Below are 25,000 nucleotides of genomic sequence, written 5' to 3'. Positions count from 1 at the left end.
TTAAATAAACTGGAGGTCTGACATGTTTAAAGACAAAACACTAATGATAACAGGTGGAACAGGATCTTTTGGAAATGCTGTGTTAGATAGATTTTTAAAAACAGATATAAAAGAAATAAGAATATTTTCAAGAGATGAAAAAAAACAAGATGATATGAGAAAGAAATATAACAACAGCAAATTGAAATTCTATATAGGTGATGTTAGAAACTTACAAAGCATAAAAGATGCATTAACAGGAGTAGATTATGTTTTTCATGCTGCAGCATTAAAACAAGTACCATCTTGTGAGTTTTTCCCAATGCAAGCAGTACAAACAAATATAATTGGAACAGATAATGTATTAACAGCATCAATTGAAAAAGGTGTAAAAAAAGTTGTTTGTTTATCTACTGATAAAGCCGCATATCCTATTAACGCAATGGGAATGAGTAAGGCGTTAATGGAAAAAGTGTTAGTTGCAAAATCAAGAACAGTAGACCCAGAAAAAACTTTAATATGTGGAACAAGATATGGAAATGTAATGGCTTCAAGAGGCTCTGTAATACCACTATTTATTGAACAGATAAAAAATAAAAAACCATTAACCATAACAAATCCAGATATGACAAGATTTTTAATGAGTTTAGAAGAAGCAGTAGAACTTGTTCTTTTTGCATTTGAAAATGCAAAAACAGGAGATAGAATGGTTCAAAAAGCCCCTGCTTCTACAATAAGGGACTTAGCTCAAGCATTAAAAGAGTTGTTCAATTCAGATAGTGAAATAAAAATAATTGGAACAAGACACGGAGAAAAAATGCACGAAACACTTTTGACAAAAGAAGAATTTGCGGTATCTCAAGATTTGGGGGAATATTACAGAATTCCTGCCGACGAAAGAGATTTAAACTATGGAATGTATTTTGAAGATGGCGAAGAAAGATTATCTTTAGATAAAGAATATAATTCTTTCAATACTCAAAGGCTTAATGTTGAACAAGTAAAAGAAAAATTGTTAGAATTAGACTATGTAAGAAATGAAATACAAAGGTGGAAAGAACAATGAAAATATTGGTAACAGGCTCAAAAGGTTTTGTTGGGAAAAACTTAATAGCAGAACTCAAGAACTCTGGCTATGAAGAGATTTATGAATACGACAAAGACACTCCAAAAGAAAAATTGAATGATTTCACAAAAAAGTGCGATTTTGTTTTTCATTTGGCTGGTGTAAACAGACCTGAAGATCCAAAAGACTTCATGAAAGGTAACTATGGTTTTACTCTTGAACTTTTAGAAAAACTAAAAGAAAATCAAAACAAAAGCCCAATATTGTTAACTTCTTCAATCCAAGCTGAATTAGACAATCCATACGGAAAAAGCAAAAAAGCTGGAGAAGATTTGTTGTTCCAATATGCTAAAGGAAACAATACAGAGGTATTTATATACAGACTCCCAAACCTTTTTGGGAAATGGAGCAAGCCAAATTATAACACTGTCGTAGCAACATTTTGCTATAACATAGCAAGAGATTTAGAGATAAAAGTAAATGATCCACAAGTTGAATTAACTCTTTGTTATATAGATGACGTATTAAAAGAATTCAAAAAAGCATTAAAAAATAAACCATCAAAAAATGGAGATTATTGTTTTGTTCCAACTACACATAAAATAAAACTCGGTGAATTAGCTGATACAATAAAAAGTTTTAAAAATTCAAGAAACAATTTAAAAATCCCTAACATGGAAAATCCTTTGGTAAAAAAACTGTACAGTACATACTTAAGTTTTTTACCAGAAAACGATTTTTCATATGAATTAAAAATGAATGTAGATAACAGAGGCTCTTTCACAGAAATATTGAAAACAGAAGAAAGAGGACAAGTATCTGTTAACATATCTAAACCAGGAATAACAAAAGGCAACCATTGGCACCACACTAAAAATGAAAAATTTTTAGTGGTTAGTGGAAAAGGTGTAATAAGATTTAGAAAAATAGACGAAGAAAAAGTAATAGAATATTTTGTTAGCGAAGATAAATTAGAAGTAATAGATATCCCACCTGGATATACTCACAATATTGAAAATCTTGGAGACAAAGATATGGTAACTATAATGTGGGCAAATGAATTATTTGATCCAGAAAATCCAGATACATACTATTTGGAGGTTTAAAATAGATGAAAAAACTAAAAGTCATGACAGTAGTGGGAACAAGACCTGAAATAATAAGACTATCTCAAGTTATAAATAAGTTGGAACAATCAGAAGTGATAGACCATTATTTAGTTCACACTGGACAAAATTATGATTACGAATTAAACGAAGTATTCTTTAAAGATTTAAATTTAAAAAAACCAGACTATTTTTTAAATGCCGCAAAAGGTTCACCAGTTGAAACCATAGGAAATATACTTTCAAGCATAGACCCAATATTAGACGAAGTAAAACCAGATTCATTTTTGGTACTTGGTGATACAAACAGTTGTCTTTGTGCTATAGCAGCAAAAAGAAAACATATACCAATATTCCATATGGAAGCTGGAAACAGATGTTTTGACCAAAGAGTACCAGAAGAAACAAACAGAAAAATAGTTGATCATATAGCAGATATAAACCTAACATACAGCTCAATAGCAAGAGAATATTTAATAAAAGAAAATATTCCTGCAGATAGAGTTATAAAAACAGGCAGCCCAATGTATGAAGTATTAAAAAACAAAGAACAAGATATAGAAAGTTCAAAAATATTAGAAAAACTAAATCTTACTAAAGATAAATATTTTGTTGTATCTGCACACAGAGAAGAAAACATAAATTCAGAAAATAATTTCAACGATTTAATAGATAGTTTAGATGCAATAGCAGAAAAATATGAAATGCCAATAATAGTTAGCACTCATCCAAGAACGAGAAAAATGATAGATTCAAAAGATATAAAATTAAACAAATTGATATCTTTGATGAAACCACTTGGGTTCAATGACTATATTAAACTTCAAAAAAATGCAAAAGCAGTACTAAGCGATAGTGGAACTATAAGTGAAGAATCGTCTATACTAAAGCTAAAAGCTTTAAACATAAGACAGGCACACGAAAGACCAGAAGCAATGGAAGAAGCCTCTGTAATGATGGTCGGCCTAAAAAAAGAAAGAATTCTCCAGGGGTTAGAAATATTAGAAACTCAAGAAAAAGATACATTGAGATTGGTAAAAGATTACAGTATGTCAAATGTTTCTGACAAAGTATTGAGAATAATAATTTCTTATACAGATTATATAAATAGAGTAGTTTGGGGAGAGAATTGATGAAAAAAATCGGTATTGATTTATTATGGGTAAAAGTCGGAAAAAATGGTGGAGCTGAATCATATATAAGAAATATTTTAGATGGACTTAATAATTATGCAGATGAGAAAATGTTTAATTTTATTTTATTCTTGACTGAAGATAATTATAAATCATTTGAAAAATATTTTAAAAAAGAGATTTTTAAAAAAGTAATTTTACCTATTAAAAGTGAAAGAGTTTTCTCTAGAATAATAAAAGAAAATATACTTTTAGATAAATATGCAAAAAAAGAAAAAATTGATTTAATGTTTGTACCTGTTTATAGCAAGCCATTGATAAAAAATAAAAAAATACCTTATATTATAACAATACATGACCTTCAAGCTTTACATTATCCAGAATATTTTTCAAAAATAAAAAATCTTTGGTTAAGATTTGCTTGGAAAAGATGCGCACAAACTGCCGATAAAATAGTTGCTATTTCTAATTTTGTAAAAAAAGATATTGAAGAAAAATTTGATATTGATTCAAAAAAAATAACTGTAATATATAATCCAATAACTGGTATAGACAATATAGAAAATTTTCAGAAAATTAAAAATAAATATAATATTGAAAAAAATAATTATTATTATACTGTATCTTCGCTTTTACCTCATAAAAATTTAAAGACATTACTATATACAATGAAAAAAATAAAAGAATCAAATCTAAATATACCAAAAAAATTAGTAATAAGTGGAGTAGGAGGTAAATCTGAAGCAGAAATAAAAAAAATAATTAATGATTTAAATATTCAAAATGAAATAATATTAACAGGGTTTATAAGTAATGAAGAAAGAAATTCTTTGTATAAAAATGCAAAAATATTCTTATTCCCTAGCATATTTGAAGGGTTTGGGATGCCACCTATAGAAGCTATGAATTTAGGAACTCCAGTTATAACTACTAAAAAGGCTTCAATTTATGAGGTAACAAAAGGGAAAGCTATTTATGTAGAGGATCCATTTAATGAAGGTGAATGGTTTGAAAAAATTAACAAATTTAATGAGATGAAAGATAGTATACATAATTATAAAGAATATGATTTAGAAAATATAATTAAAAGATATATAAACTTATTTAAGGAAAAATATAAATCTATATAAAATGAGGCATAATTATGACAAGCGTTATTACAAAAAATAATAACTTAAAAATAGCATATATTTTAAAAACTTCTGTAATGCTATTAATAACAATAGTAAGTCTTTTTATTTATGGTTATAATTTGACTATATATACTACTGTTAATTTGTCTTTTTTTATAAATCTTTTGTTTATAATTGTTTTTTCAGCAATACATATTTTTTCAAGAAAAATTTCATTGATGGACAGTGTTTTTTTGGTATTTTTTTATACTTTTTTTTGGTTAGCTCCTCTTTTACAAACAGAAACCGGGAGATATCCAAACACCATGCCTTTTGATGAAAGACTAATTGTTTTAACTAATCTATATTTATTAATTTTTGGGGTTAGTTATTTTTCTTTTAAGAATTTACTGCACTTTAGAATTAAAATCAAAAAAATAAATCCTAATTATTATAAATTGAATGATAAAACTTTTAATATTATTTTTATAGCTAGTATTTTGATACTACTTGTTTTTTCTGATTATCTTATATCAAATATATTTTCAAATGTGGGAATAGGCTTAAATTTAGAAAGATCATCTGGGCTAATATTGAATACATTTATTTTTTCTTTTCCTTTATACATTGCGTATCACTCTAGTTTAAATTTTAGAAATTCTAAAAAGTATTTATTCTTATTTATATTGTCTTTAATTATATTGATTATTTTTAAAAATCCTTTTTTTGTGAAAAGAAATGCACTTGGACCAATATATTTAACATTATTTTTTCTTTTTTATAAAAATAGATTTAATAATTTGAAAATATTTTTGTTTTTGGTATTAATTTTGACTATTATATTTCCATTTTCTCAAGCTTTTACACATAATAGAGATTTAGTAGCGGGAGATTTACTAAATACTTTTATAACAAGAGTGCAAACTTTGGATGTGAAATATGCTTTAACCTCTTTAGATTACGACGCATGGTCTAATTTTATGGCTTCAATAAAATATTCAGAAATTAATGATATTACTTACGGAAGACAACTTTTAGGTTCGGTTTTGTTTTGGGTTCCAAGGTCTATTTGGAGCAATAAACCTATAGGTTCTGGAGCCTTAGTTGCGGAAAACATGTTAATGACAAAATATAATATGTGGTTTTCCAATTTGTCAATGCCCTTTCCAGGCGAAGGATACATAAATTTTGGAATTATTGGAATTTTTATGTTTTCTTTTATACTTTCAATAATTTCAAAGATTACAGATGAGTTTTTTAAATATAACGACTTAAGGTTAATTTTTTCTTTATATGTTAGTTTTCATATGATATTTATGCTTCGAGGTGATTTGATGAGTAGCCTTGCATATTTAGTAGGAATATTATTGGCTATATTCTTTGTGCCGGTTTTTTTAAATAAAATATTTTATAAAAGAGGCAAAAGATGAAAAAAAATAATTCACTTTTTATATGTACTAAACCTTATCAGTATTTAATTATTAATTTAATTATAAAATCGTTTGAATTGAAAAATAATAGCTTGGTGATACTAAATCATTTTAGTGGAGCTAAAAATTTTTATGAAAAAATTAAAAAAGCAGAAAGTTGGAAAGACATTTATTTTATTAATGATACAAATATTATTAATAAGCAAAAAAAATTAAGTTATATTAAAAAAGTTATTTACTATAACAAATGGAATAAAATTTATAATGAGTTGGAAAGTTTTAAAAAATATGATCAATTATTTATTGCACATGATACTGTTTTGGTTGAGTATGCTTTTATGAGATATTTTAAAAAAATGGATAAGAATGTTTTTTTATATGAAGAAGGTGTTGACAACTATAAAAATATAAATTTCAAATCTAATTATCTTCTAAAATATATTAAGAAATTTTCAAACTTGTTAAACATTCCTGGCGATGCATTAGGTAAGTCAAAGTTTGTTGATGAGATATTTTTACAAAATCCAGAAATTGCAAAAAATAATTTGAAATCAATTAATAAAAAAATAAAAAAAATACCATTGAGTTTAGATAAACTCCTAAACGATGAATCTTTTATAGAGCACCTAAATATTATTTTTGACAAAATGAAAGATATAACTTTAGATAGCGATAGTGAAACTATTAATATTTTTCTAGGAGATCCGAATATATTTAAAATATCACAGTTGAAATCTTTAAGAAATTATTTTTATAATAACATTAATAATGAAAGCACATTATATATAAAACAACATCCAGCAGAAAAAAAACGTTATGTAATGAATTTGTCGAATAATGATTTATATATACCTCAAAATATTCCAATAGAAATTTTCAGCAGTAAGATGATAAAAAATAATATTAAAACTTTAAATGTTTTCTCTTTTGGATCCACAGCTTTGATAAATCTTTATCAACTTCTTAAAGGTAATATTAAAATGAATTTTTACATTTTTAAAACCAATGATTTAAAAGAAGAATTCAATAATGCCTTTAAAAAAAATCTAGAATTATACGATGATTTTAAAATAAAGTATAAAATAATATATTTAAGGAGTAAAGTAAATTGAAAAAAATAGCAATGATTCCTTTAAGGGCAGGCTCAAAAAGTATTAAAAATAAAAATAGAAAAAAAATGTTAGGAAGACCTCTTTTTACTTGGGTTTTAGGTGAAGCTTATCATAGTAATTTAAATCAGGTCTATGTGTTTACAGATGACAAAGAAATAATAGATTATGTTGAGAAAGAGTATAAATATACGGATAAAATAAAAGTATTACAAAGAAGTGAAGAGAGTTCAACTGATACAGCATCTACAGAGTTTGCTATGAAAGAATTTGTGAATTCAATAGATCATGATTATGATTTATTATTTTTATTGCAAGCTACTTCACCTTTGTCTACAAAAGAAGCTATAAATAAAGTAATTGAAAAAATTGAAAAAGATTCATATGATTCTGCTTTAACAGTTGTAGAAAATAAGAGATTTATTTGGGATAAATGCGGAAATTCAATTAATTATGATTACAACAATAGGCCAAGAAGACAAGATTTTGAAGGTTATTTAGTTGAAAATGGGGCAATATACGGTACAACTAAACAACAATTCGAAAAATCAGGAATTAGAATAGGTGGAAATATAGGAATTGTAAAAATGCCAGAAGATACTTTGATAGAAATAGATGAACCAAACGACTGGTATATTGTTGAAAATCTTTTAGAAAACAGACTTAGGAAAAATAAAAAAAAGAATTCAAAAATAAAGGCTTTATTTTTGGATGTAGACGGTGTTTTTACGAAAGGAACTGTTTATTTTGATAATAATGGAGAATTATTAAAGGAATTCAGTTTAAGAGATGGTATGGGATTAGAAATACTTAGAGAAAATGATATAGAAGTTTTTGTAATTACATCAGAAAACTCGGATATAGTAAAAAGTAGAATGAACAAACTAAAGATAGATAATTACTATCCAGGAGTAAAAGATAAATACACAAAAATAGAAGACATTTTAATAGATAGAAATTATAAAAGAGAAGAAATAGCATATATTGGAGATGATATTAATGATCTTTCTAATTTAATATCAGTTGGGTGGTCTTTTTGCCCTAAAAATGCTGTGAAAGAAATAAAAGATAAAGTTGATATTATTTTAAATAATGATGGAGGAAGAGAAGCCATAAGAGAAGCGGTAAGCTTTATAATTGAATATAATAAAAGGGAGGATTAATAATATGAATTTTAATTTAGAAGAAAATTATAAAAAACCAAAAGTAATAGCTGAGATTGGGTGTAATCACAAAGGTGAAATCGATATAGCAAAAGAAATGATAAAAATAGCTAAAATATTTTGTGATGCTGATGTTGTAAAATTTCAAAAAAGGAATCCAAAAGAATTGTTAACTGAAGAAGAATATAATGCTCCACATCCAAATCCTGTTAATTCATATGGAAAAACATATGGAGAACATAGAGAATATTTAGAACTTACAATTGAGCAACATAAAGAACTTAAAAAATATGCTGAAGAAGAAATAGGAATAATTTATTCAACTTCTATATGGGATATGACATCGGCAAAAGAAGTTGTAAGCATGAATCCAGAATTAATAAAAATACCTTCAGCGATGTCAACCAATTGGGAAATGCATCAATATTTGTGTGACAATTACCAAGGTGAAGTACATGTTTCTACAGGGATGACAACTAGAGAAGAAGTAGAAGAAATTGTAAAATTTTATGAAAAAAACAATAAAAATAATGATTTAGTTTTGTATCATTGCACGTCGGGTTATCCTGTCCCTTTTAAAGATACAAGGATGTTAGAGGTAGGAAAATTTAAAGAATTATATGGGAAAAGAGTTAAGGCTATAGGTTTTTCTGGTCATCATTTAGGAATTGCAATTGATATAGCTGCTTACACATTAGGTGCCGAATGGAATGAGAGACATTTTACTTTAGATAGGACATGGAAGGGAACCGATCATGCAGCTTCTTTAGAGCCAGACGGATTAAGAAGATTAAAAAGAGACTTGATTGCTACTTATAAATCCCTTAAATTTAAACCTGATGAATTATTAGATATTGAAAAAGTTCAAGCTAATAAATTAAGATGGGATAGAAAAAAATAATGAATGTATTAATAATAACAAGGCATTATAAAAGGGGAGGTTCAGAAACATATTTAGCTAGAAAGATTAGATGGTATATTGATAATAATTATAATATTTTATTGTTGGTTCCTAAAAAAGGTGAAATAGAAAAGGACTTCCCTGATATATTTAATAAAATTGATATTATCTATTATCCAAAAATCGAGGTAAATCCTTCTTTTTTTAAAAAAAATAAAAGAAAAATAGATGAGCAAATAATTAATAAAATAAATAGATTTAATCCTGATTTTATTGAAAGTCACAATTATCCTGCAGGATTTTGGGGTGATGAGATATCATCAAAAATAAAGGTTAAAAATTTTATATTGTTATTAACTCAAAAAATTAAATTTGGTGAAATAAATAATTTAAATTTGATAAGAAAGCAATATAATGAAAAAAGATTATTACCCTTAAACCCCTTTGAATCAAACGAATTATTATCAATAAATAATATTCTGGTAGAAAAAATTTGGGATGATAAAATATATTTTCCAGTATCTTTTTCAAATGATTTCATAAAAAATAATGAAATCCCTAATAATGATGTTACAAAAAAAATTAAAAATTTAAAGGATAATAATTATACTATTATTAGTACTGTATGTAGATTAGAACCTAATAGATCAGACTACATTTCTTTATTAATTGAAAAATACAGAGAAATAAAAGAAATTATAGGTAATGTTGTATTTTTGGTTGTTGGAAATGGTACTTTATTTAATAATTATAAAAATAAAGCTAAAAAAATTGATAAAAATATTGTGTTTGTAGGTGAAGTCTATCCTGACCCAAATTATATTTATAAACTTAGCGATATATATGTTGGTAGTGCTGGCACAACGTCAATTAACAGTATGCTGGTTAGTACTCCTACAATCATATGTGATTCTAAGGGAAAATGGTTTAGAATTCCTTTTTTCAATGATAGTGTATTCACTAGTGTTGATATGAAGACTGATTATACAGACTTTACTCAAGTATTAAAATTGTTGTTGCAAAAATATAAAAAAATCAAAGAGATACAAAATAATAAATCAGAAAATGAATTTTCGGAAGATTTAGTTAATAAAAGATTTATAAAATATGCAACTAATTACCAACATGAAATTGTGAATTACAATTATGAAAAAACCCTATATATAAAAAAAAATATATTAAAAAAATTTATAGTAGAAAATTTAAAATACTTACCAGAAAAACTTATAATTAAAGGCTGGTTCTTTAAAAAATTTTTAGAAGGTAGATTATGAATAAAATTATAAAAATCAAAACTTTTGGTAATAGAAGCAAAGGCTTCTTATCTTTTTTTGAATCAAACAAAGATATTCCGTTTGAAATAAAAAGAATATATTATATTTACAATGTTCCAGTGAATACAAAAAGAGGAATGCATGCACACAAAGAACTTAATCAAGTTCTTTGGTGTCCTTATGGTGAGATAGAAGTTATATTAGATAACGGAAAAGAGAAAAAATCTTATTTATTAGATTCACCAGAAAAAGCATTGTTAGTTGGAAAAGGAATTTGGCATGATATGTATTGGAAAAAAGAAAATTCAGTATTGTGTGTGGCAGCATCTGAATATTATAATGAAGAAGACTATATAAGAGATTATGAAGATTTTCTTAGATATGTGAAAGAAGGTTATTGGAATGATGAAAATAAACTTTACTGAATTAAAAAGAGGCTATGAAAAATACAAAAAAGAGTATGATAAAGCTGCAATAGAAGCCTTAGAATCTGGATGGTATATATTAGGCAAAAAAGTAGAAGAATTTGAAAATAATTTTTCAAATTTTGTGGGAGCTAAACATTGTGTTGGAGTTAATTCTGGTTTAGATGCATTGATTTTAGCTGTTAGATCTTTAAATATTGGAAGAGGTGATGAAGTTATTGTTCCAGCTAATACTTATATAGCAACAGTATTAGGTATTACAGAAAACGATGCTACACCAATTTTTGTTGAGCCAGATGAATACTATAATATAGATGCCAATAAAATAGAAGAAAAAATAACAGATAGAACAAAAGCTATAATGGTTGTCCACTTATATGGACAAGCAGCAAATATGAAAAGAATAAAAGAAATAGCAGATAAACATAATCTATATTTGATAGAAGATTGTGCCCAAAGCCATGGAGCTAAATTCGAAGGAAAAACTACAGGAACCTACGGAGATATAGGATGTTTTAGTTTTTATCCTACCAAAAATTTGGGTGCTTTTGGAGATGCTGGAGCTATAGTCACAGATAATGTTGAAGTAGCAGAAAAAATAAAAATGTTAAGAAATTATGGAAGTCAAAAAAAATACCACAATAAAATTGAAGGAATTAATTCAAGGATAGATGAAATACAGGCTTCTTTGTTAAACGTGAAATTAAAACATTACAATGAATTGAGAAAACAAAGAGAAAAAATTGCAAATAGATATTTATCTGAAATAACAAATCCAAGAGTTGAGTTACCAAAAGCCAGAAAAGGTTCAGAACATGTTTGGCATTTGTTTGAAATAAGAACAGCAGAAAGAGATAAATTACAAGCATATCTAAGAAATAATGGAATAGGAACTCAAATACACTATCCAATCCCCCCTCATCTTTCTGAAGCCTATGAATATTTAGGGTATAAAAAAGGTGATTTCCCTATTACTGAAAAGTTAGCAGATACTTTATTAAGCTTACCTATCTATGATGGAATGAAAGATGAAGAAATTGATTATGTTATAAAAATTATTAATGAATATGAGAGCTGATATATTTTGAGCAGAGCGAAATTATTTGTAGAAAATTTCTTGGCATATGGTTTTATAAATGTATTGAATAAAATAATACCTTTGTTATTATTGCCTGTAATTACAAGGCTGCTTCCAAATACTGAAGCATTTGGTTTTTTTGATATGTTTAATTTAATTATTGGTTTTGGAACCCCTTTGGCAGTAATGGGCTTGTATGATGCTATGTTTAGGGAATATTTTGAAAAAGATGACCAACAGTATAAGTATGATGTAACTACGACTACTCAAAGGATAATATTGTTTAATTCTATTATCATTAGTATAGTATTGATTGTATTCAGTTCATTTTTTTCAAACTTATTTTTTGGAGTATCTGAACATAGTAATATAATAATGTTTGCTTCTGTTGCTTTATTGTTTTCAGCAAATAGAAGTCCAATTCAAGCTCCAACAAGAATGGAAAATAAAAGGAAAATTTTTGTTATTTCTGGTTTATTAGAATCAGGAGGTTATTATTTACTTTCTATCTTGTTAATTAATTTAGGATTTTCTTATTATGGTTTAATTTATGCAAAAATAATGACTATTCCTGTCTTAGTGTTATTTTTTTGGTTTCAAAATAAAAAATTCTTTTTAAAAGGGAAATTTAATAAAAAAATAGCAAAAGAATTGCTAAAGATAGGTTTGCCTTTAACTCCTGTTTTTTTAATTTATTGGGTTTATAGATCTATGGATAGAATAATGATAACTAATATTTTAGGAACTTCAGAATTAGGAGTTTATGCATTAGGAGCAAAGTATGCTATGGTTAGCCAATTAATTTATACAGCTTTTGCAGGTGGATGGCAATATTTTGCTTTTTCTACCATGAAAGATAATGATTATAAAAAAATGCTAGGAAACATTTGGGAAGTTCTTTTTATCATTTCAACTTATTTTTTTATTCTAATGTTTCTTTTCAAAGATATCATTTTTAAATTACTATTTGAGGGCGATTTTGTTAGAGGTGTAGAAGTTTTCCCTTTTTTGGTTTTAGCGCCGTTATTATTAATGCTTTATCAGATATTAGGAACTCAATTTCAAGTAACAAAAAAAACATATCTATCCCCTTTAGTTTTATCAATAGGAGTAGTAGTTAATATATTGTTAAATTTATATTTAATACCAATTATCGGAATTAAAGGAGCAGCTTTAGCTACAGTAATGGGATATGTTATATCTTTACTAGTTACTGTGATAGTAGTTATGAATAAAAAACTTATAACCTTTAGAAAAAGAATTTATATAAATATTTTGACCTTTTCTATTCTTTTTGTATTTTATTATTTTTATTTTAATGATTATAAAATTACAATTATTGTATCTATTTTATATATTATAATCTCAGCAATATCATATTTTAAAATTATAAAAAATTATATTAAAAAGTTAAGAAGGTGAAAAGATGATAAAAGTATTAGTAGGTGGCGCTGGAGGAACTGGAGGTAATAATTTTATACGCTCTTTAAAAAAAGAAAAAGAATTTTATGTTGTGGGAATGACTTCAAATAAAAACCATGTGTTTTTATCAGAAGCTGATGAAACATATTATATGCCACCAGCTCGAGGTGGAAATTATATAGATAATTTGGTGTTTTTAATTAAGAAAACAAAACCAGACTTTATATATGCTTACCATGATTTTGAAGTTGAAAAATTATCAGAAAATAGGGAAATACTTGACAATTTAAATGTTAAATATTTTTTACCCTCTAAAAGCGTAATTAGAAATTTAGTTAATAAATATTATACTAACAAAATTTGGAAAGACAGAGGAATTTATGTTCCTGATACAATTATTTTAAATACGAAGGATGATTTAATAAAAATACTAAATAAATATAGTAAAATATGGATAAGAAATGTCGAAGGTGGGGGTGGAGATGGATCTTTACCAACTGATGATTATAATTTTGCTAAAGCTTGGATAGATCATTTTGAAGGCTGGGGCAAATTTTCTGCTACCAAATGTTTATCTACAAAGAGAGTAAGCTTTACATCAATTTGGGATGATGGAAATCTAATTATTGCTCAAACGAGGGAAGGATTGTCATGGCTTCTTGGGGATAAGTCCTTATCAGGAGTAACAGGAGTTACAGATAAAGGGATTACTATTGATAATGAAGAAATAAATGAATTGTCAATAAAAGCAATAAAATCAATAGATGAAAAACCGAATGGAATTTATACAGTCGATATATCATATGATTATGAAGGGAATCCCATACCTACAGAAATAAATCCAGGAAGATTTTTTACTCCTATAAATTTTTTTACAGAATTAGGATTGAACTTCCCAATGATATATACTTATTTGGCTTTAAATATGAAAGAAAAGATAAAATTACCTAGTAAAAAAATAAATCCACTTCCAAATAATCTTTGCTGGTTAAGAAATGTTGACACTTTACCTAAAGTCGTTAATTTAGAAGATATTGAAAATTTGAAATATCCCTATAATAAATAAAATATGTTAATCATAAGAATTTTATATCACCTCTCAAATAGATTTTATATAAATTTGAATCTATTTGAGAGTGTTTTTTTAATAAATAAAATTATTTGTTATCTATAAAATCTTGTGATATAATGTTGTTGTGATGGACAAAATATGTACATAAAGGGAACGATTATATGGATGAAATAAAAAAACTATTAACAAGAAATGAATATATAGGTGAAGGAATAAAATTTAAAACATTATTTATTTTGGACATTAAAAATAAAAAAGATAATATAGGAGTAAGAGCTCTATCTAGAGAAACAGGATATTCGAGTTCTTTTATTTCTAAATTAGTAAATAATCTATTAAAAGAAGGATATTTAGATACAAATTTTAATATAAATAACAAGGGGGAAAAATATTATAAAAAATTGAAATTAGAATTTAAAGAGATATTAAATAAAATAAATTATTTGAGTTCGGAAATTATAGCAAAGGAAAAAGTAAATATCTATTCTGTAACAAGCCCATTTTCTTTATATTTATCTGAAAATACAAACAATTTATATAAAATAATATTAAAAACACATACCTATAATTTTATTCAAAATATTGAAAAAAATTCATTTTCTATAATAGGCATTATCCCATATATGAATCTAAAAAGTTTAGGCTTAAATATAGAGATAATTAAAGAAATAGAAGGTGGAAATCATATTGTTGTTGGGAAAGAAAAAACTAAAAAATTGATTATATTAGGCGAAAACACTGTAACTGATTCAATTTATAAAAATTCGAATATCATAGAAAAAAATTTTTTCAAAAAATATAATGATATTTTATATATTGACAATATTAATGATTTAGAAAAGAAATTACAAATAGACTCAAGTTACAATGTTTTTTTGTGGGAACCAATTAGTGATTATATTATAAAAAAATATGATCTTAAAAAAATAAAAATATTTAAAAATGCTAATGTTTTTACACAAGTTTTTATTAGAAATAAAGATATTTTTTTAGAAAAAATAATTGAAGAGAAAATAATTTTTGATATAAAAAATAAATATGAAGAATATTTAAAAAATGATAAGAAAATCAATGTTCATAAATTGGAGGGAAAGCTTTATGATAGATATTAAAATAAAAGAAAAGAAATTTGATAATTTAGTAGTTTTAAAAAATATAAATTTTAAAATAAACGAAGGTGAATTCATATCTATTTTAGGGCCATCTGGTTGTGGTAAATCCACACTTCTTAGAACTGTTGGAGGGTTTGAGGACTTTGATGGAACAATAAAAATAGAAGAAAGAATAAAAGAAAAACCAGGAAGAGATGTTATTATGGTTTTTCAAGATTTTAACCAACTTTTCCCTTGGTTGACAATAGAGAAAAATATTCTTTTTGCTCTTAAACATGATAATAAAAATTTAAAAGAACATAAAAGTATAGCAAAAGAATATATTAATTTAGTAGGTTTGAAAGATTATGCAGATTATTACCCTCATCAATTATCAGGAGGAATGAAACAAAGAGCTGCTATAGCAAGGGCTTTGGCATTAAAACCTACTATTTTATTAATGGATGAACCTTTTGCTGCTTTAGATGCTCAAACAAGAACAATTTTGCAGCAAGAATTGCTAAAAATATGGGAAAAGGTAAAAACTACAATAATTTTTGTAACTCATAATATTCAAGAATCAATAATATTAGGGGATAAAATAGTTGTTATGGGTACAGAACCTGGGCATATATCAAAAATATACAATAATAATTTAACGAGACCACGTAGGCCAGATACTGAAGGTTTTACTGATTTGTGGCACGATTTGTATACAAATTTAGACCAAAAAAGGTTTTTGGAAAAAAATGTTGGAAAATAAAATTTATTTTTTAAATGATGGTAAAGAAAAAAACACGATAAATTGTATTCAAAAAACAGTTGATTTTTGTACTGAAAATCATATAAAAAAAATTATTATTAATTCAACTACTGGATTTACTGCAAAAAAGGCGATGGAAACAATAAAAACTCAAAACTTAGAATTGATATTTGTAACTCATATGAGTGGATATAAAGAAGAATCTATAAATGAATTTGACCTAAACTTAAAAAAACAGATAGAAAAAAATGGCTATAAAATTTTCACTGGTACACATATTTTAAAAGGTATAGAAGCATCATTTCAAAAATACTATAATGGAATATATCCATCCATAATTTTTGCTGATGCACTAAGAACAGTAAGTCAAGGCACAAAGGTAATTATTGAAAGTTCCATTATGGTTAAAGATGCTGGTTTAATAAGTAAAGATGAATGGGTTGCAGTTATTTCAGGTTCTCATAGAGGTGCTGACACTTCAGCTTTTATCAAACCATCTCATTCAAATAATATAAAGAAATTTGTTTTTGGCGGTTTTATTACAATGAAAAATAAATTCTTTTAAATGGAGGGAAATGTATGAAAAAAAACTTGGTATTTTTACTTTTAATTTTGGTAACTATTTTTTCTTTTTCTGGAAAAATTAGAATTGCTCAACAGTTTGGTTTGGGTTATGCACCATTGTTAGTAGTTAAACATATGAATTTGATTGAAAAATATGCACCTGGAACAGAAGTAGAATGGATGACATTAGGTTCTGGAGCTGCAATAAATGAAGCTTTAATTGCAGGAAAATTAGATATAGGATCAATGGGAGTTGGCCCATATTTGATTGGTGTCGATAAAGGTGCTCCTTGGAAAATGGCCACACCTTTAGTTGTACAGCCACTAGGACTTCAAACTAATAATGATAATATTAAAAGCTTAAAAGATATAAAACCCACTCATAGAATTGCTCTTCCATCTCCCGGAAGTATTCAACATATCTTATTAGCAATGGCTGCTGAAAAAGAACTGGGTAATGCCAGAGCATTAGATATGAATATAGTTGCTATGGCTCATCCAGATGGTGCTAATGCATTAATTTCAGGTAGTGGGGGAATAACAGCTCATTTTACATCTCCTCCTTACATTTTTGAAGAGTTAAAATCTGAAAATATTCATCAAGTAGTTGATGCTTTTGATGCGGCTGGAGAAAAATTTACTTTTTTGGTAAGTGTTGCTACCGAAAAATTCCATAATAATAATCCTGAATTATATTCTGCATTTGTTAATGCTATTAATGAAGCAATGTATGAAATAAACTATAATACAGATGAAGTAGCTGAATTATTAACACAAGATTTTGATTTGGGCAAAGAAACAATAAAAGAATACTTAACTTGGGAAGGAACAAATTTTACTTCAACACCTTATGGTATAGAAAGATTCATTTCATTTATGAAAAAAGTTGGATATTTAAGAAATGATTTAGATAAAAATGAAGAACTATATTGGGAAAATGTTTTAGCTATAATTGGAAAACAAAATTAGGAGTTTAATTATGAAAAGAAATATAAAAATATCTTTAGCATTTATAATAATAATAAGTTTATGGGAACTATTTCCAAGATTGGGAATAGTTTCTCCATTGTCCTTACCGCCTTTTAGTGCTGTAATAAAATATTTTATAGAATCAATTTTAGATTTATCTCTAGTAACTAGATCTTTAACTTCACTAAGAATTATTTTATATGGCTATGGATTAGGCGTAAGCATAGCGTTTTTTTTAGCAGTCTTAGGAATTATATTTGACGATTTTTGGGCTTTTTTAAGATCTTTAAGTGCAATTTTACACCCTATTCCTGGGATAGCTTTACTGCCTTTGGCAATATTATGGTTCGGTATTGGTGAATTTTCAATTATTTTTGTTATAATTCATTCTGTTTTATGGCCAATGCTTTTAAATGCTTATTCTGGATTTAAAAATATCGACAAGACTCAACTAGAAGTAGGTAAAAATTTAGGATTAAATAAAACTCAAATAGTACTACAAGTAATGCTTCCTTCTGCTTTTGCAGAGTTAATAACTGGGTTAAAAATAAGTTGGGCAAGAGCATGGAGAGCATTAGTTTCTGGTGAAATGGTCTTTGGCGCTTCTGGTGCTTCAGGTGGGCTAGGCTGGTTCATTTATGAAAAAAGATTTTTTATGGATACTGCTGGTGTTTTTGCTGGTTTGATTATGATTGCCTTATTAGGTATAATAGTAGAGTATTTTATTTTTGGCTTGATACAAAAAAATACTATTGAAAAATGGGGTATGCAAATTGCAAACTTATAATAGGATCATAACATGAACAAAATTAGATTACGAGATTTAAAAATATCTGATATTGATTATATGAGAGAATTTGTGGAGAATGACGAAATTTCAAAAAATTTTGTTTTTACCAGATATCCATATTCTAAAGAAAAAATGATTTCTTTTATTAAATCTTCTTGGGAAGATAAAAATAATGTACATTATGCTATTACAGATGAAAATGATAATTATATAGGTACTGTTAGTTTGAAAAATATTAATTATATAGATAAGAATGCTGAATATGCGATTGTCATAAGAAAAAAATATTGGGGACAAAAAATAGCATTAAAAGCAACTGATAAAATATTATTTTATGGTTTTAATACTTTGAACTTGGAAAAAATATATTTAAACGTTTTGAGTAATAATATAAGAGCTATAAATTTTTATGAAAAATATGGTTTTAAAAAAGAAGGGGTTTTTAAAAATCATATTTATCATTTTGGTAAATATGTTGATATGGAATGGTATGCTTTTTTTAAAGATGATTTCAATATTACGAAGGAGGTAAAGTCATGAAAGGTATTATTTTAGCAGGTGGAAGTGGTACAAGACTTTACCCAATAACTAAATCTATTAGTAAACAGTTATTACCAGTTTATGATAAACCAATGATTTATTATCCTTTGTCAACATTAATGTTAGCAGGGGTAAGAGAAATATTAATAATTACTAATCCAGAATTTATAAATTTATTTAAAGAATTATTAGGTAATGGAAATGAATTAGGGCTTAATATTGAATATAAAGTTCAAGAAAAGCCAAGAGGGCTTGCAGATGCATTCATAGTAGGAGAAGAATTTATTGGCAATGATGATGTCGCATTGATATTAGGGGATAACCTATTCTTTGGGCAAGGATTTGGACCAAAGCTTAGAAAAGCATCTTCTTTAGAAGAAGGGGCTACAATTTTTGGATATTATGTTAAAGATCCAAAATCATTTGGAGTTGTTGAATTTGATGAAAATAACAAAGCTGTTAGTTTAGAAGAAAAACCACAGAAACCAAAATCTAATTATGCAGTTCCAGGACTTTATTTTTATGATAATTCTGTTGTGGAAATAGCAAAGAATTTAGAACCATCTGAAAGAGGAGAGCTGGAAATAACAGATGTCAATAAAAAATATTTAGAAAAAGGTAAATTAAATGTGGAATTGTTAGGAAGAGGATTTGCTTGGTTAGACACAGGAACACATCAATCTTTGTTAGAAGCAGCGAATTTTGTTGAAGCAGTACAAAAAAGACAAGGTATGTATATTTCTTCAATAGAAGAAATAGCGTATAGAATGGAATTTATAGATAAAGAACAACTGGTTAATTTGGCAAAGCCATTAATGAAAACTGATTATGGACAGTATCTAATGGATATTGCTGAAAACAATATCTGAATTTAGGAGTTGATCATATGACACTATTAGTAACAGGGGTAGCGGGGTTCATAGGGAGCAACTTTGTATACTACTACCTAAGAAAACATAAAGATAGAAAAATAATAGGATTAGATAGTCTAACATATGCAGGAAATATAGACAACCTATCCAAATTAAATGTAGAAGAAAAAAATAGATTCACCTTCATAAAAGGTGACATAAATGATACAGAGCTACTTGAAAAAATATACAAAGAAAATGAAATAGATGGAATAATAAACTTTGCAGCAGAAAGCCATGTAGACAGATCAATACATGACCCACAAATATTCTTAAAAACAAACATATTGGGAACACAAAACCTACTACACGTATTCAAAAAATACTACGATAAAAACAAAAACCATAAATTTTTACAAGTATCCACAGACGAAGTATATGGAGCATTAGGACCAACAGGATACTTCACAGAAAAAACGCCATTAAACCCACACAGTCCATACTCAGCAAGTAAAACAAGTGCAGACCTAATAGCAAAAGCATATCACGACACATACGATTTGAATATAAACATAACAAGATGTTCAAACAACTATGGACCATACCAATTCCCAGAAAAGCTAATACCACTTATGATAAACAATGCTCTAAATCATAAGGACTTACCAGTATATGGAGATGGGAAACAAATTAGAGATTGGTTATATGTAGAAGACCATTGCAAAGCAATAGACATGGTATATGAAAATGGTAAAAAAGGTGAAGTATACAACATAGGTGGACACAACGAAAAAGAAAACATAGAAATAGTAAAAACAATAATAAACTATCTTCATGAAAAAACAGGAGATAAAGAAATAAACGAAAATCTAATAAAACATGTAAAAGATAGATTGGGACATGATAGAAGATATGGAATAGACCCAACAAAGATAAAAGAAGAATTAAGATGGGAACCAACAGTAATGTTTAACGAAGGAATAAAGAAAACAATAGATTGGTACTTAGAAAACAAAGAATGGATGGAATCAGTTATTTCTGGAGAATACAAAGAATTTTATGATAAAAATTATGTTGATTAAAATAGTATTTAATATAAAGCATCTGAATAAAAATCAGATGCTTTTTCAATAGAGTGTTGACAAACTATAAATCAGGGAGGTCATGAATATGAAAGCGATAATATTAGCCGGGGGATCTGGAGAAAGGTTTTGGCCATTGAGTACACCAGAAAAACCAAAACAGTTTTTGGAGATATTTTCAGAAAAATCATTAATAAGAGAAACATTTGAGAGGTTGAATTATAGATTAGAACCAAAAGATATTTTTGTTGTTACTGCAGAAAAACACAAGGAACAAACACTGAAAGAATTACCAGAATTAGGCATTGGTAACGTTATTCTCGAACCAGTTGCAAGGAACACAGCTCCAGCTTGTTTTGTTGGTTCTTTGATAGCAGAAGAAGACGAGGTAGTGTTTATTTTACCAGCAGACCATTATATACCAAATAAAGAGAAGTTTTGGGAAGTAGTAGAAAAAGGAATAAAGGCAGCAGAAGAAAACAATGGTTTGGTTACTATGGGGATAAAACCAACAAGACCAGAAACAGGATACGGATATATAGAAGCAGGGGAAGAAGTTGGAAATGGAGTTATGAAAGTAGATAATTTCAGAGAAAAACCAAATCATGAAACAGCTTTGGAATATTTGAAAGAAGGAAACTATTATTGGAATAGCGGGATGTTTTTATGGAAGAAAGATATATTTTTAGAAGAGATGAAAAGATATAATGAAGATATATATAATACATTGAAAGATATAAACCCAAAAGATGTAGAAGAGATAAGGAAAGTATATTTAGACTTAAGAAAGATAAGCATAGACTATGCTTTGATGGAAAAATCTGAAAGAGTGTTTACTATTATGGCAGATTATGAATGGTCTGATGTTGGGAACTGGGTATCTGTTAGAGAGATGGAAGGCTGTTCAGACGGTAAAGAAAATGTTCATCTTGTAGACAGCAAGAATGTTTTTGTTAAATCAAACAAGAATGTTGGAGTTGTTGGGGTGGATGATGTTGTGATAATAGAAACAGAGAACGGAATTTTGGTAGCAAAAGAGGACATGGTTAATGATATTAGGGAGGTTTATAGGAAAATTTATAAATAAATTTTCCGGTTGCTGGTTGTTTGTTGTTGGTAAAAACCTTTAAAAAACAAAGACAAAAGCCTAAACTCCTCCCCTGTTTCACAGGTGCTCCTCTAACACATTTAGAGGAGAATTAAAATCTAAAACACCCCGTCAGTTTCACTGACACCCCTCTAATAGTCATTTTAGAGGGGATTTAACCGCTAAACTCCCCTGTAGTAGAAATCAAAGATTTCTGTTGGAGGATCGAGGTTGGATGTTGGTAAAAACCTTTAAAAAACAAAAGGCCTAAACTCCTCCCCTGTTTCACAGGTGCTCCTCTAACACATTTAGAGGAGAATTAAAATCCTTAAATATTAATTGGAGATATCAACTTAGGTTGGTATCTTTTTTTATAGGTTTTATGATGGTTATAAATTAATCAAGTGATAGATTAATTCTATTTTTTAGAGTTTTTGAAAAACTATGAAAATTAAAGATTTTTTATTGTAATTGATTTTAATCGTCATTATACATACGTATATGCACATAGAAGAACTTCATTTTTTTGATGAGTCGTGAGAAAATTTATAAGTCATCGCAGATGACGAAGAGTGCAAAAAAGCTTTTATGCTAATTTGTTATTTATTATATTGTCGTTTGTATTTTTTTTATGGATATTTCAGGAGAGAGAAACTTTTTCAAAAATGATAGGAGGAAAGAATGAAGGAAAAAATTGAATTAACAACACCAAAGAAATTTGCAAGGAAGAACGGGATTGAGTATGTGGATGTTTTGTCTGCTATTAGGTTATCTGGTATCAGGCCAATTTATAAGGAGGTTAATATTACTCTTTTTGAAGAAAGGGATTTGATAGAATCTTTTGATAGGTATTTCCCAGGTATTTTGGAGTAGAAATCAAAGAATTCTGTATTTCCCACTTGACAAAGAGAAATATAATTATGTATAATTATACGAACATATGTATATATAATATTTAATAAAAATTTGGTATAATAGGGGTGAGAAATGGGGGAAGAGATCAGAAAAATAATAAACCAACCACACGACACATTTTTCAAAAAAACCTTTGGAGACAAGGAAATATCAAAAGAATTTATAGAAACATACATAGACGAAGAAATAACGAGAGAAATGGACTTAAAAAAGTTAGAAATAATAGATGGAACATATATAGACAAAAAGTTAGAAAAAGCATATTCAGATATACTGTATAAGACGAAAATAAAAAATACGGATACGTATATCTACATACTATATGAGCACAAAAGTTATCCAGATAAAAAAACAACATTCCAACTATTGGAATATATAAACAAAATAATGAAAAAAACATTAAATCCAAAAACATCAAAAACAAACATAATAATACCGATACTAATATATCATGGGAATCAAAAATGGGACATGAGTAACAAGTTAATAGACTATATAGAAAACAGAGAAAATTACCCAGAAAAAATAAACAAATACATACCGAACTATGAATACGAAATAATAGAGCTAAACGACAAAACAAACCAAGAAATAAAAGGACCGATACTATTAAAAATAATATTGGAAACATTAAAAGCAATAAAACAAAAAGAAAAAGACAAATTCATAGACAACATAAAAAAGATATTCAACATGATGGATAAATATGAAAAGATAGATTCACAAAAAGCGAAAGAAATATTTGGATTTATAATATACTATATATTAATAACAAGAGACGATACAGATGAATATGAATTAAAAGAAATAGACATAAAAAGAGGTGATTTGATTATGACTAGAGGTAGACAACTTTACGAGGACGGAATTAAAAAGGGTAAGTTGGAAGGGATGAAACTTGGAGAATATTTAAAAGCTAAAGATACAGTTAAAAAGTTATTATCAAAAAAATTAGATAAAAAAACTATTTCAGAGGTAACAGAATTATCTATAGAAGAAATCAAGAAAATTGAAGAAGAAATGAACCAAAACAAGAATTAATATACAGCCTCCTTTAAAAAGGAGGCTTTTTTAGTATGAAAAACATCAGACTCTTCGGCAGGTTCAGAGTGGCGTTATAAAAATTGTTTTACAATTCTGGTTTTTGGTTGATAGTTGTTGGAAGAGTGAAAAAGCTAAAAGCTTTTTCAGATGGAGGTTGGATGTTAGAGGTTGGAAGAGTGAAAAGTAGCAGTTTGGCAGATTAGCAGATTAGCATTTTTGCAAATTAGAAAAACCAAAAAACTAAACTACTAAAATGCTAATACGCTGTTTTTTTTCACTTGACAAAGAGAAATATAATTATGTAAAATAATACAAATGTATTTATATAAAAATATTTAATTTAGTATTTTAAAATACAACGAATATGTTGTATAATATAAGGGAGAAAAATAAGGATTTTTTATTTTATAAAAAATAAAGAAATAATAGTTTTATTTGATTATAAAATTAAGAAATCTAAAAAATTGGGGAATACTATTTTAAGACCGATTTTTCAAAAAATGAAAACATTGATAGACGAAATGGAGGAATAAAAATGGAAAAACTATATGATTTTAAAAAAGAAAAAGAAAAAATATTAAAAGAAAAACCAGAAATCAAAAAGATATATGATGATTTAGAATTAAAATACAAATTGATAGAAAGTGTAATAGAATATAGAGCTGAAAATAATCTTACACAAAAAGAATTAGCAGAAAATATAGGAGTGAAACAACAAGTTATATCAAGATTTGAAAGAGGTTTAGTAAACCCAAGAATTGATTTTGTTCAAAAGATATTAAATGCTACAGGAAAAGATATTGAATTTATTGATAAAAGATAAAAATAATTCTAAATTTTATCATGGGAATCAAAAATGGGACATGAGTAACAAGTTAATAGACTATATAGAAAACAGAAGAAAGATATTCAACATGATGGATAAATACGAAAAGATAAATTCACAAAAAGCGAAAGAAATATTTGGATTTATAATATACTATATATTAATAACAAGAGACGATACAGATGAATATGAATTAAAAGAAATAGAC

27 protein-coding genes are annotated in these 25,000 nt (G+C 27.0%); all 27 read left to right on the top strand.

Going from position 1 to position 25,000, the window contains the following annotated elements; translation table 11 throughout:
• Positions 1 to 22: 22 nt before the first annotated feature.
• On the top strand, positions 23 to 1,045 hold the full coding sequence (locus tag BLS00_RS08980) for a polysaccharide biosynthesis protein (RefSeq protein WP_091405067.1): 1,023 nt from the start codon (positions 23 to 25) through the stop codon (positions 1,043 to 1,045).
• Complete coding sequence (locus BLS00_RS08975; RefSeq protein WP_091405064.1) at positions 1,042 to 2,151, top strand: capsular polysaccharide biosynthesis protein CapF; 1,110 nt, start codon at positions 1,042 to 1,044, stop codon at positions 2,149 to 2,151. Before BLS00_RS08980 ends, BLS00_RS08975 begins: the two co-directional genes overlap by 4 nt.
• 5 nt (positions 2,152 to 2,156) lie before the next feature.
• Positions 2,157 to 3,284 (top strand): non-hydrolyzing UDP-N-acetylglucosamine 2-epimerase, encoded by a 1,128-nt coding sequence (gene wecB / locus BLS00_RS08970; RefSeq protein ID WP_091405062.1) that lies wholly within the window; start codon positions 2,157 to 2,159, stop codon positions 3,282 to 3,284.
• A complete protein-coding gene (locus BLS00_RS08965; RefSeq protein WP_091405059.1) occupies positions 3,284 to 4,414 on the top strand; it encodes a glycosyltransferase family 4 protein in 1,131 nt (376 codons plus the stop codon). Before wecB ends, BLS00_RS08965 begins: the two co-directional genes overlap by 1 nt.
• A gap of 14 nt (positions 4,415 to 4,428) precedes the next feature.
• The gene (locus BLS00_RS08960; protein ID WP_091405057.1) at positions 4,429 to 5,826 is read left to right on the top strand and encodes an O-antigen polymerase; all 1,398 of its coding nucleotides are present in this window, start codon (positions 4,429 to 4,431) and stop codon (positions 5,824 to 5,826) included.
• Positions 5,823 to 6,938: a polysialyltransferase family glycosyltransferase gene (locus BLS00_RS08955; RefSeq protein ID WP_091405055.1), complete on the top strand. Its 1,116-nt coding sequence runs from the start codon at positions 5,823 to 5,825 to the stop codon at positions 6,936 to 6,938. The genes BLS00_RS08960 and BLS00_RS08955 overlap by 4 nt, the downstream gene beginning before the upstream one ends.
• The gene (locus tag BLS00_RS08950) at positions 6,935 to 8,098 is read left to right on the top strand and encodes an acylneuraminate cytidylyltransferase (protein WP_091405052.1); all 1,164 of its coding nucleotides are present in this window, start codon (positions 6,935 to 6,937) and stop codon (positions 8,096 to 8,098) included. Before BLS00_RS08955 ends, BLS00_RS08950 begins: the two co-directional genes overlap by 4 nt.
• Positions 8,099 to 8,102: 4 nt before the next feature.
• Positions 8,103 to 8,999: an N-acetylneuraminate synthase family protein gene (locus tag BLS00_RS08945; protein WP_091405050.1), complete on the top strand. Its 897-nt coding sequence runs from the start codon at positions 8,103 to 8,105 to the stop codon at positions 8,997 to 8,999.
• Positions 8,999 to 10,273 carry a glycosyltransferase gene (locus BLS00_RS08940; protein ID WP_091405049.1) on the top strand — a complete coding sequence of 425 codons (1,275 nt, stop codon included), beginning with the start codon at positions 8,999 to 9,001 and terminating at the stop codon, positions 10,271 to 10,273. Before BLS00_RS08945 ends, BLS00_RS08940 begins: the two co-directional genes overlap by 1 nt.
• Entirely contained in the window at positions 10,270 to 10,698 is a 429-nt protein-coding gene (locus BLS00_RS08935; RefSeq protein WP_091405047.1) for a sugar 3,4-ketoisomerase, read from the top strand. The genes BLS00_RS08940 and BLS00_RS08935 overlap by 4 nt, the downstream gene beginning before the upstream one ends.
• Positions 10,679 to 11,776 (top strand): DegT/DnrJ/EryC1/StrS family aminotransferase, encoded by a 1,098-nt coding sequence (locus BLS00_RS08930; protein ID WP_091405156.1) that lies wholly within the window; start codon positions 10,679 to 10,681, stop codon positions 11,774 to 11,776. Before BLS00_RS08935 ends, BLS00_RS08930 begins: the two co-directional genes overlap by 20 nt.
• 6 nt (positions 11,777 to 11,782) lie before the next feature.
• Positions 11,783 to 13,198 carry an oligosaccharide flippase family protein gene (locus BLS00_RS08925; protein ID WP_091405043.1) on the top strand — a complete coding sequence of 472 codons (1,416 nt, stop codon included), beginning with the start codon at positions 11,783 to 11,785 and terminating at the stop codon, positions 13,196 to 13,198.
• Positions 13,199 to 13,202: 4 nt separating this feature from the next.
• Positions 13,203 to 14,264, top strand: coding sequence for an ATP-grasp domain-containing protein (locus BLS00_RS08920; protein WP_091405041.1), 1,062 nt, complete (start codon positions 13,203 to 13,205; stop codon positions 14,262 to 14,264).
• 167 nt (positions 14,265 to 14,431) lie between these two features.
• Positions 14,432 to 15,382, top strand: a complete 951-nt coding sequence (locus BLS00_RS08915) for an RNA polymerase beta'' subunit family protein (protein WP_091405039.1) — start codon at positions 14,432 to 14,434, stop codon at positions 15,380 to 15,382.
• Positions 15,369 to 16,124: an ABC transporter ATP-binding protein gene (locus BLS00_RS08910; RefSeq protein WP_091405036.1), complete on the top strand. Its 756-nt coding sequence runs from the start codon at positions 15,369 to 15,371 to the stop codon at positions 16,122 to 16,124. Before BLS00_RS08915 ends, BLS00_RS08910 begins: the two co-directional genes overlap by 14 nt.
• Positions 16,111 to 16,689 carry a pyruvate kinase alpha/beta domain-containing protein gene (locus BLS00_RS08905; protein ID WP_091405034.1) on the top strand — a complete coding sequence of 193 codons (579 nt, stop codon included), beginning with the start codon at positions 16,111 to 16,113 and terminating at the stop codon, positions 16,687 to 16,689. The genes BLS00_RS08910 and BLS00_RS08905 overlap by 14 nt, the downstream gene beginning before the upstream one ends.
• 14 nt (positions 16,690 to 16,703) lie before the next feature.
• Complete coding sequence (locus tag BLS00_RS08900; protein ID WP_091405031.1) at positions 16,704 to 17,657, top strand: ABC transporter substrate-binding protein; 954 nt, start codon at positions 16,704 to 16,706, stop codon at positions 17,655 to 17,657.
• Positions 17,658 to 17,667: 10 nt separating this feature from the next.
• Positions 17,668 to 18,444 (top strand): ABC transporter permease, encoded by a 777-nt coding sequence (locus BLS00_RS08895; protein WP_091405029.1) that lies wholly within the window; start codon positions 17,668 to 17,670, stop codon positions 18,442 to 18,444.
• A gap of 12 nt (positions 18,445 to 18,456) precedes the next feature.
• The gene (locus tag BLS00_RS08890; RefSeq protein WP_091405027.1) at positions 18,457 to 18,987 is read left to right on the top strand and encodes a GNAT family N-acetyltransferase; all 531 of its coding nucleotides are present in this window, start codon (positions 18,457 to 18,459) and stop codon (positions 18,985 to 18,987) included.
• On the top strand, positions 18,984 to 19,856 hold the full coding sequence (rfbA, locus tag BLS00_RS08885) for a glucose-1-phosphate thymidylyltransferase RfbA (protein WP_091405026.1): 873 nt from the start codon (positions 18,984 to 18,986) through the stop codon (positions 19,854 to 19,856). The genes BLS00_RS08890 and rfbA overlap by 4 nt, the downstream gene beginning before the upstream one ends.
• A gap of 17 nt (positions 19,857 to 19,873) precedes the next feature.
• Positions 19,874 to 20,920, top strand: a complete 1,047-nt coding sequence (gene rfbB, locus BLS00_RS08880; protein ID WP_091405024.1) for a dTDP-glucose 4,6-dehydratase — start codon at positions 19,874 to 19,876, stop codon at positions 20,918 to 20,920.
• Between the two features lie 88 nt (positions 20,921 to 21,008).
• On the top strand, positions 21,009 to 22,007 hold the full coding sequence (locus BLS00_RS08875) for a mannose-1-phosphate guanylyltransferase (protein ID WP_091405021.1): 999 nt from the start codon (positions 21,009 to 21,011) through the stop codon (positions 22,005 to 22,007).
• Positions 22,008 to 22,688: 681 nt separating this feature from the next.
• Positions 22,689 to 22,880 carry a hypothetical protein gene (locus BLS00_RS08870; RefSeq protein WP_091405020.1) on the top strand — a complete coding sequence of 64 codons (192 nt, stop codon included), beginning with the start codon at positions 22,689 to 22,691 and terminating at the stop codon, positions 22,878 to 22,880.
• A gap of 114 nt (positions 22,881 to 22,994) precedes the next feature.
• The gene (locus BLS00_RS08865; RefSeq protein ID WP_091405017.1) at positions 22,995 to 23,963 is read left to right on the top strand and encodes an Rpn family recombination-promoting nuclease/putative transposase; all 969 of its coding nucleotides are present in this window, start codon (positions 22,995 to 22,997) and stop codon (positions 23,961 to 23,963) included.
• Positions 23,964 to 24,046: 83 nt separating this feature from the next.
• The gene (locus tag BLS00_RS10845; protein ID WP_259700011.1) at positions 24,047 to 24,169 is read left to right on the top strand and encodes a hypothetical protein; all 123 of its coding nucleotides are present in this window, start codon (positions 24,047 to 24,049) and stop codon (positions 24,167 to 24,169) included.
• 332 nt (positions 24,170 to 24,501) lie between these two features.
• Positions 24,502 to 24,789, top strand: coding sequence for a helix-turn-helix transcriptional regulator (locus BLS00_RS08860; RefSeq protein WP_091405015.1), 288 nt, complete (start codon positions 24,502 to 24,504; stop codon positions 24,787 to 24,789).
• Positions 24,767 to 25,000 (top strand): hypothetical protein (locus tag BLS00_RS08855; RefSeq protein WP_143012954.1); only part of this gene is annotated, 234 nt, incomplete at its 3' end. The genes BLS00_RS08860 and BLS00_RS08855, both read left to right, overlap by 23 nt.

Source organism: Geotoga petraea (assembly GCF_900102615.1).
Lineage (GTDB): Bacteria > Thermotogota > Thermotogae > Petrotogales > Petrotogaceae > Geotoga > Geotoga petraea.
This window is presented reverse-complemented; position numbering and strand designations above follow the sequence as displayed.

What these genes read in the sequence shown, in the direction of transcription:
- BLS00_RS08980 (WP_091405067.1), top strand. Translation starts at nt 23, where the DNA reads ATGTTTAAAGACAAAACACTAATGATAACAGGTGGAACAGGATCTTTT.
- BLS00_RS08975 (WP_091405064.1), top strand. Translation starts at nt 1,042, where the DNA reads ATGAAAATATTGGTAACAGGCTCAAAAGGTTTTGTTGGGAAAAACTTA.
- wecB (WP_091405062.1), top strand. Translation starts at nt 2,157, where the DNA reads ATGAAAAAACTAAAAGTCATGACAGTAGTGGGAACAAGACCTGAAATA.
- BLS00_RS08965 (WP_091405059.1), top strand. Translation starts at nt 3,284, where the DNA reads ATGAAAAAAATCGGTATTGATTTATTATGGGTAAAAGTCGGAAAAAAT.
- BLS00_RS08960 (WP_091405057.1), top strand. Translation starts at nt 4,429, where the DNA reads ATGACAAGCGTTATTACAAAAAATAATAACTTAAAAATAGCATATATT.
- BLS00_RS08955 (WP_091405055.1), top strand. Translation starts at nt 5,823, where the DNA reads ATGAAAAAAAATAATTCACTTTTTATATGTACTAAACCTTATCAGTAT.
- BLS00_RS08945 (WP_091405050.1), top strand. Translation starts at nt 8,103, where the DNA reads ATGAATTTTAATTTAGAAGAAAATTATAAAAAACCAAAAGTAATAGCT.
- BLS00_RS08940 (WP_091405049.1), top strand. Translation starts at nt 8,999, where the DNA reads ATGAATGTATTAATAATAACAAGGCATTATAAAAGGGGAGGTTCAGAA.
- BLS00_RS08935 (WP_091405047.1), top strand. Translation starts at nt 10,270, where the DNA reads ATGAATAAAATTATAAAAATCAAAACTTTTGGTAATAGAAGCAAAGGC.
- BLS00_RS08930 (WP_091405156.1), top strand. Translation starts at nt 10,679, where the DNA reads ATGAAAATAAACTTTACTGAATTAAAAAGAGGCTATGAAAAATACAAA.
- BLS00_RS08920 (WP_091405041.1), top strand. Translation starts at nt 13,203, where the DNA reads ATGATAAAAGTATTAGTAGGTGGCGCTGGAGGAACTGGAGGTAATAAT.
- BLS00_RS08915 (WP_091405039.1), top strand. Translation starts at nt 14,432, where the DNA reads ATGGATGAAATAAAAAAACTATTAACAAGAAATGAATATATAGGTGAA.
- BLS00_RS08910 (WP_091405036.1), top strand. Translation starts at nt 15,369, where the DNA reads ATGATAGATATTAAAATAAAAGAAAAGAAATTTGATAATTTAGTAGTT.
- BLS00_RS08905 (WP_091405034.1), top strand. Translation starts at nt 16,111, where the DNA reads ATGTTGGAAAATAAAATTTATTTTTTAAATGATGGTAAAGAAAAAAAC.
- BLS00_RS08900 (WP_091405031.1), top strand. Translation starts at nt 16,704, where the DNA reads ATGAAAAAAAACTTGGTATTTTTACTTTTAATTTTGGTAACTATTTTT.
- BLS00_RS08895 (WP_091405029.1), top strand. Translation starts at nt 17,668, where the DNA reads ATGAAAAGAAATATAAAAATATCTTTAGCATTTATAATAATAATAAGT.
- BLS00_RS08890 (WP_091405027.1), top strand. Translation starts at nt 18,457, where the DNA reads ATGAACAAAATTAGATTACGAGATTTAAAAATATCTGATATTGATTAT.
- rfbA (WP_091405026.1), top strand. Translation starts at nt 18,984, where the DNA reads ATGAAAGGTATTATTTTAGCAGGTGGAAGTGGTACAAGACTTTACCCA.
- rfbB (WP_091405024.1), top strand. Translation starts at nt 19,874, where the DNA reads ATGACACTATTAGTAACAGGGGTAGCGGGGTTCATAGGGAGCAACTTT.
- BLS00_RS08875 (WP_091405021.1), top strand. Translation starts at nt 21,009, where the DNA reads ATGAAAGCGATAATATTAGCCGGGGGATCTGGAGAAAGGTTTTGGCCA.
- BLS00_RS08870 (WP_091405020.1), top strand. Translation starts at nt 22,689, where the DNA reads ATGAAGGAAAAAATTGAATTAACAACACCAAAGAAATTTGCAAGGAAG.
- BLS00_RS08865 (WP_091405017.1), top strand. Translation starts at nt 22,995, where the DNA reads ATGGGGGAAGAGATCAGAAAAATAATAAACCAACCACACGACACATTT.
- BLS00_RS08860 (WP_091405015.1), top strand. Translation starts at nt 24,502, where the DNA reads ATGGAAAAACTATATGATTTTAAAAAAGAAAAAGAAAAAATATTAAAA.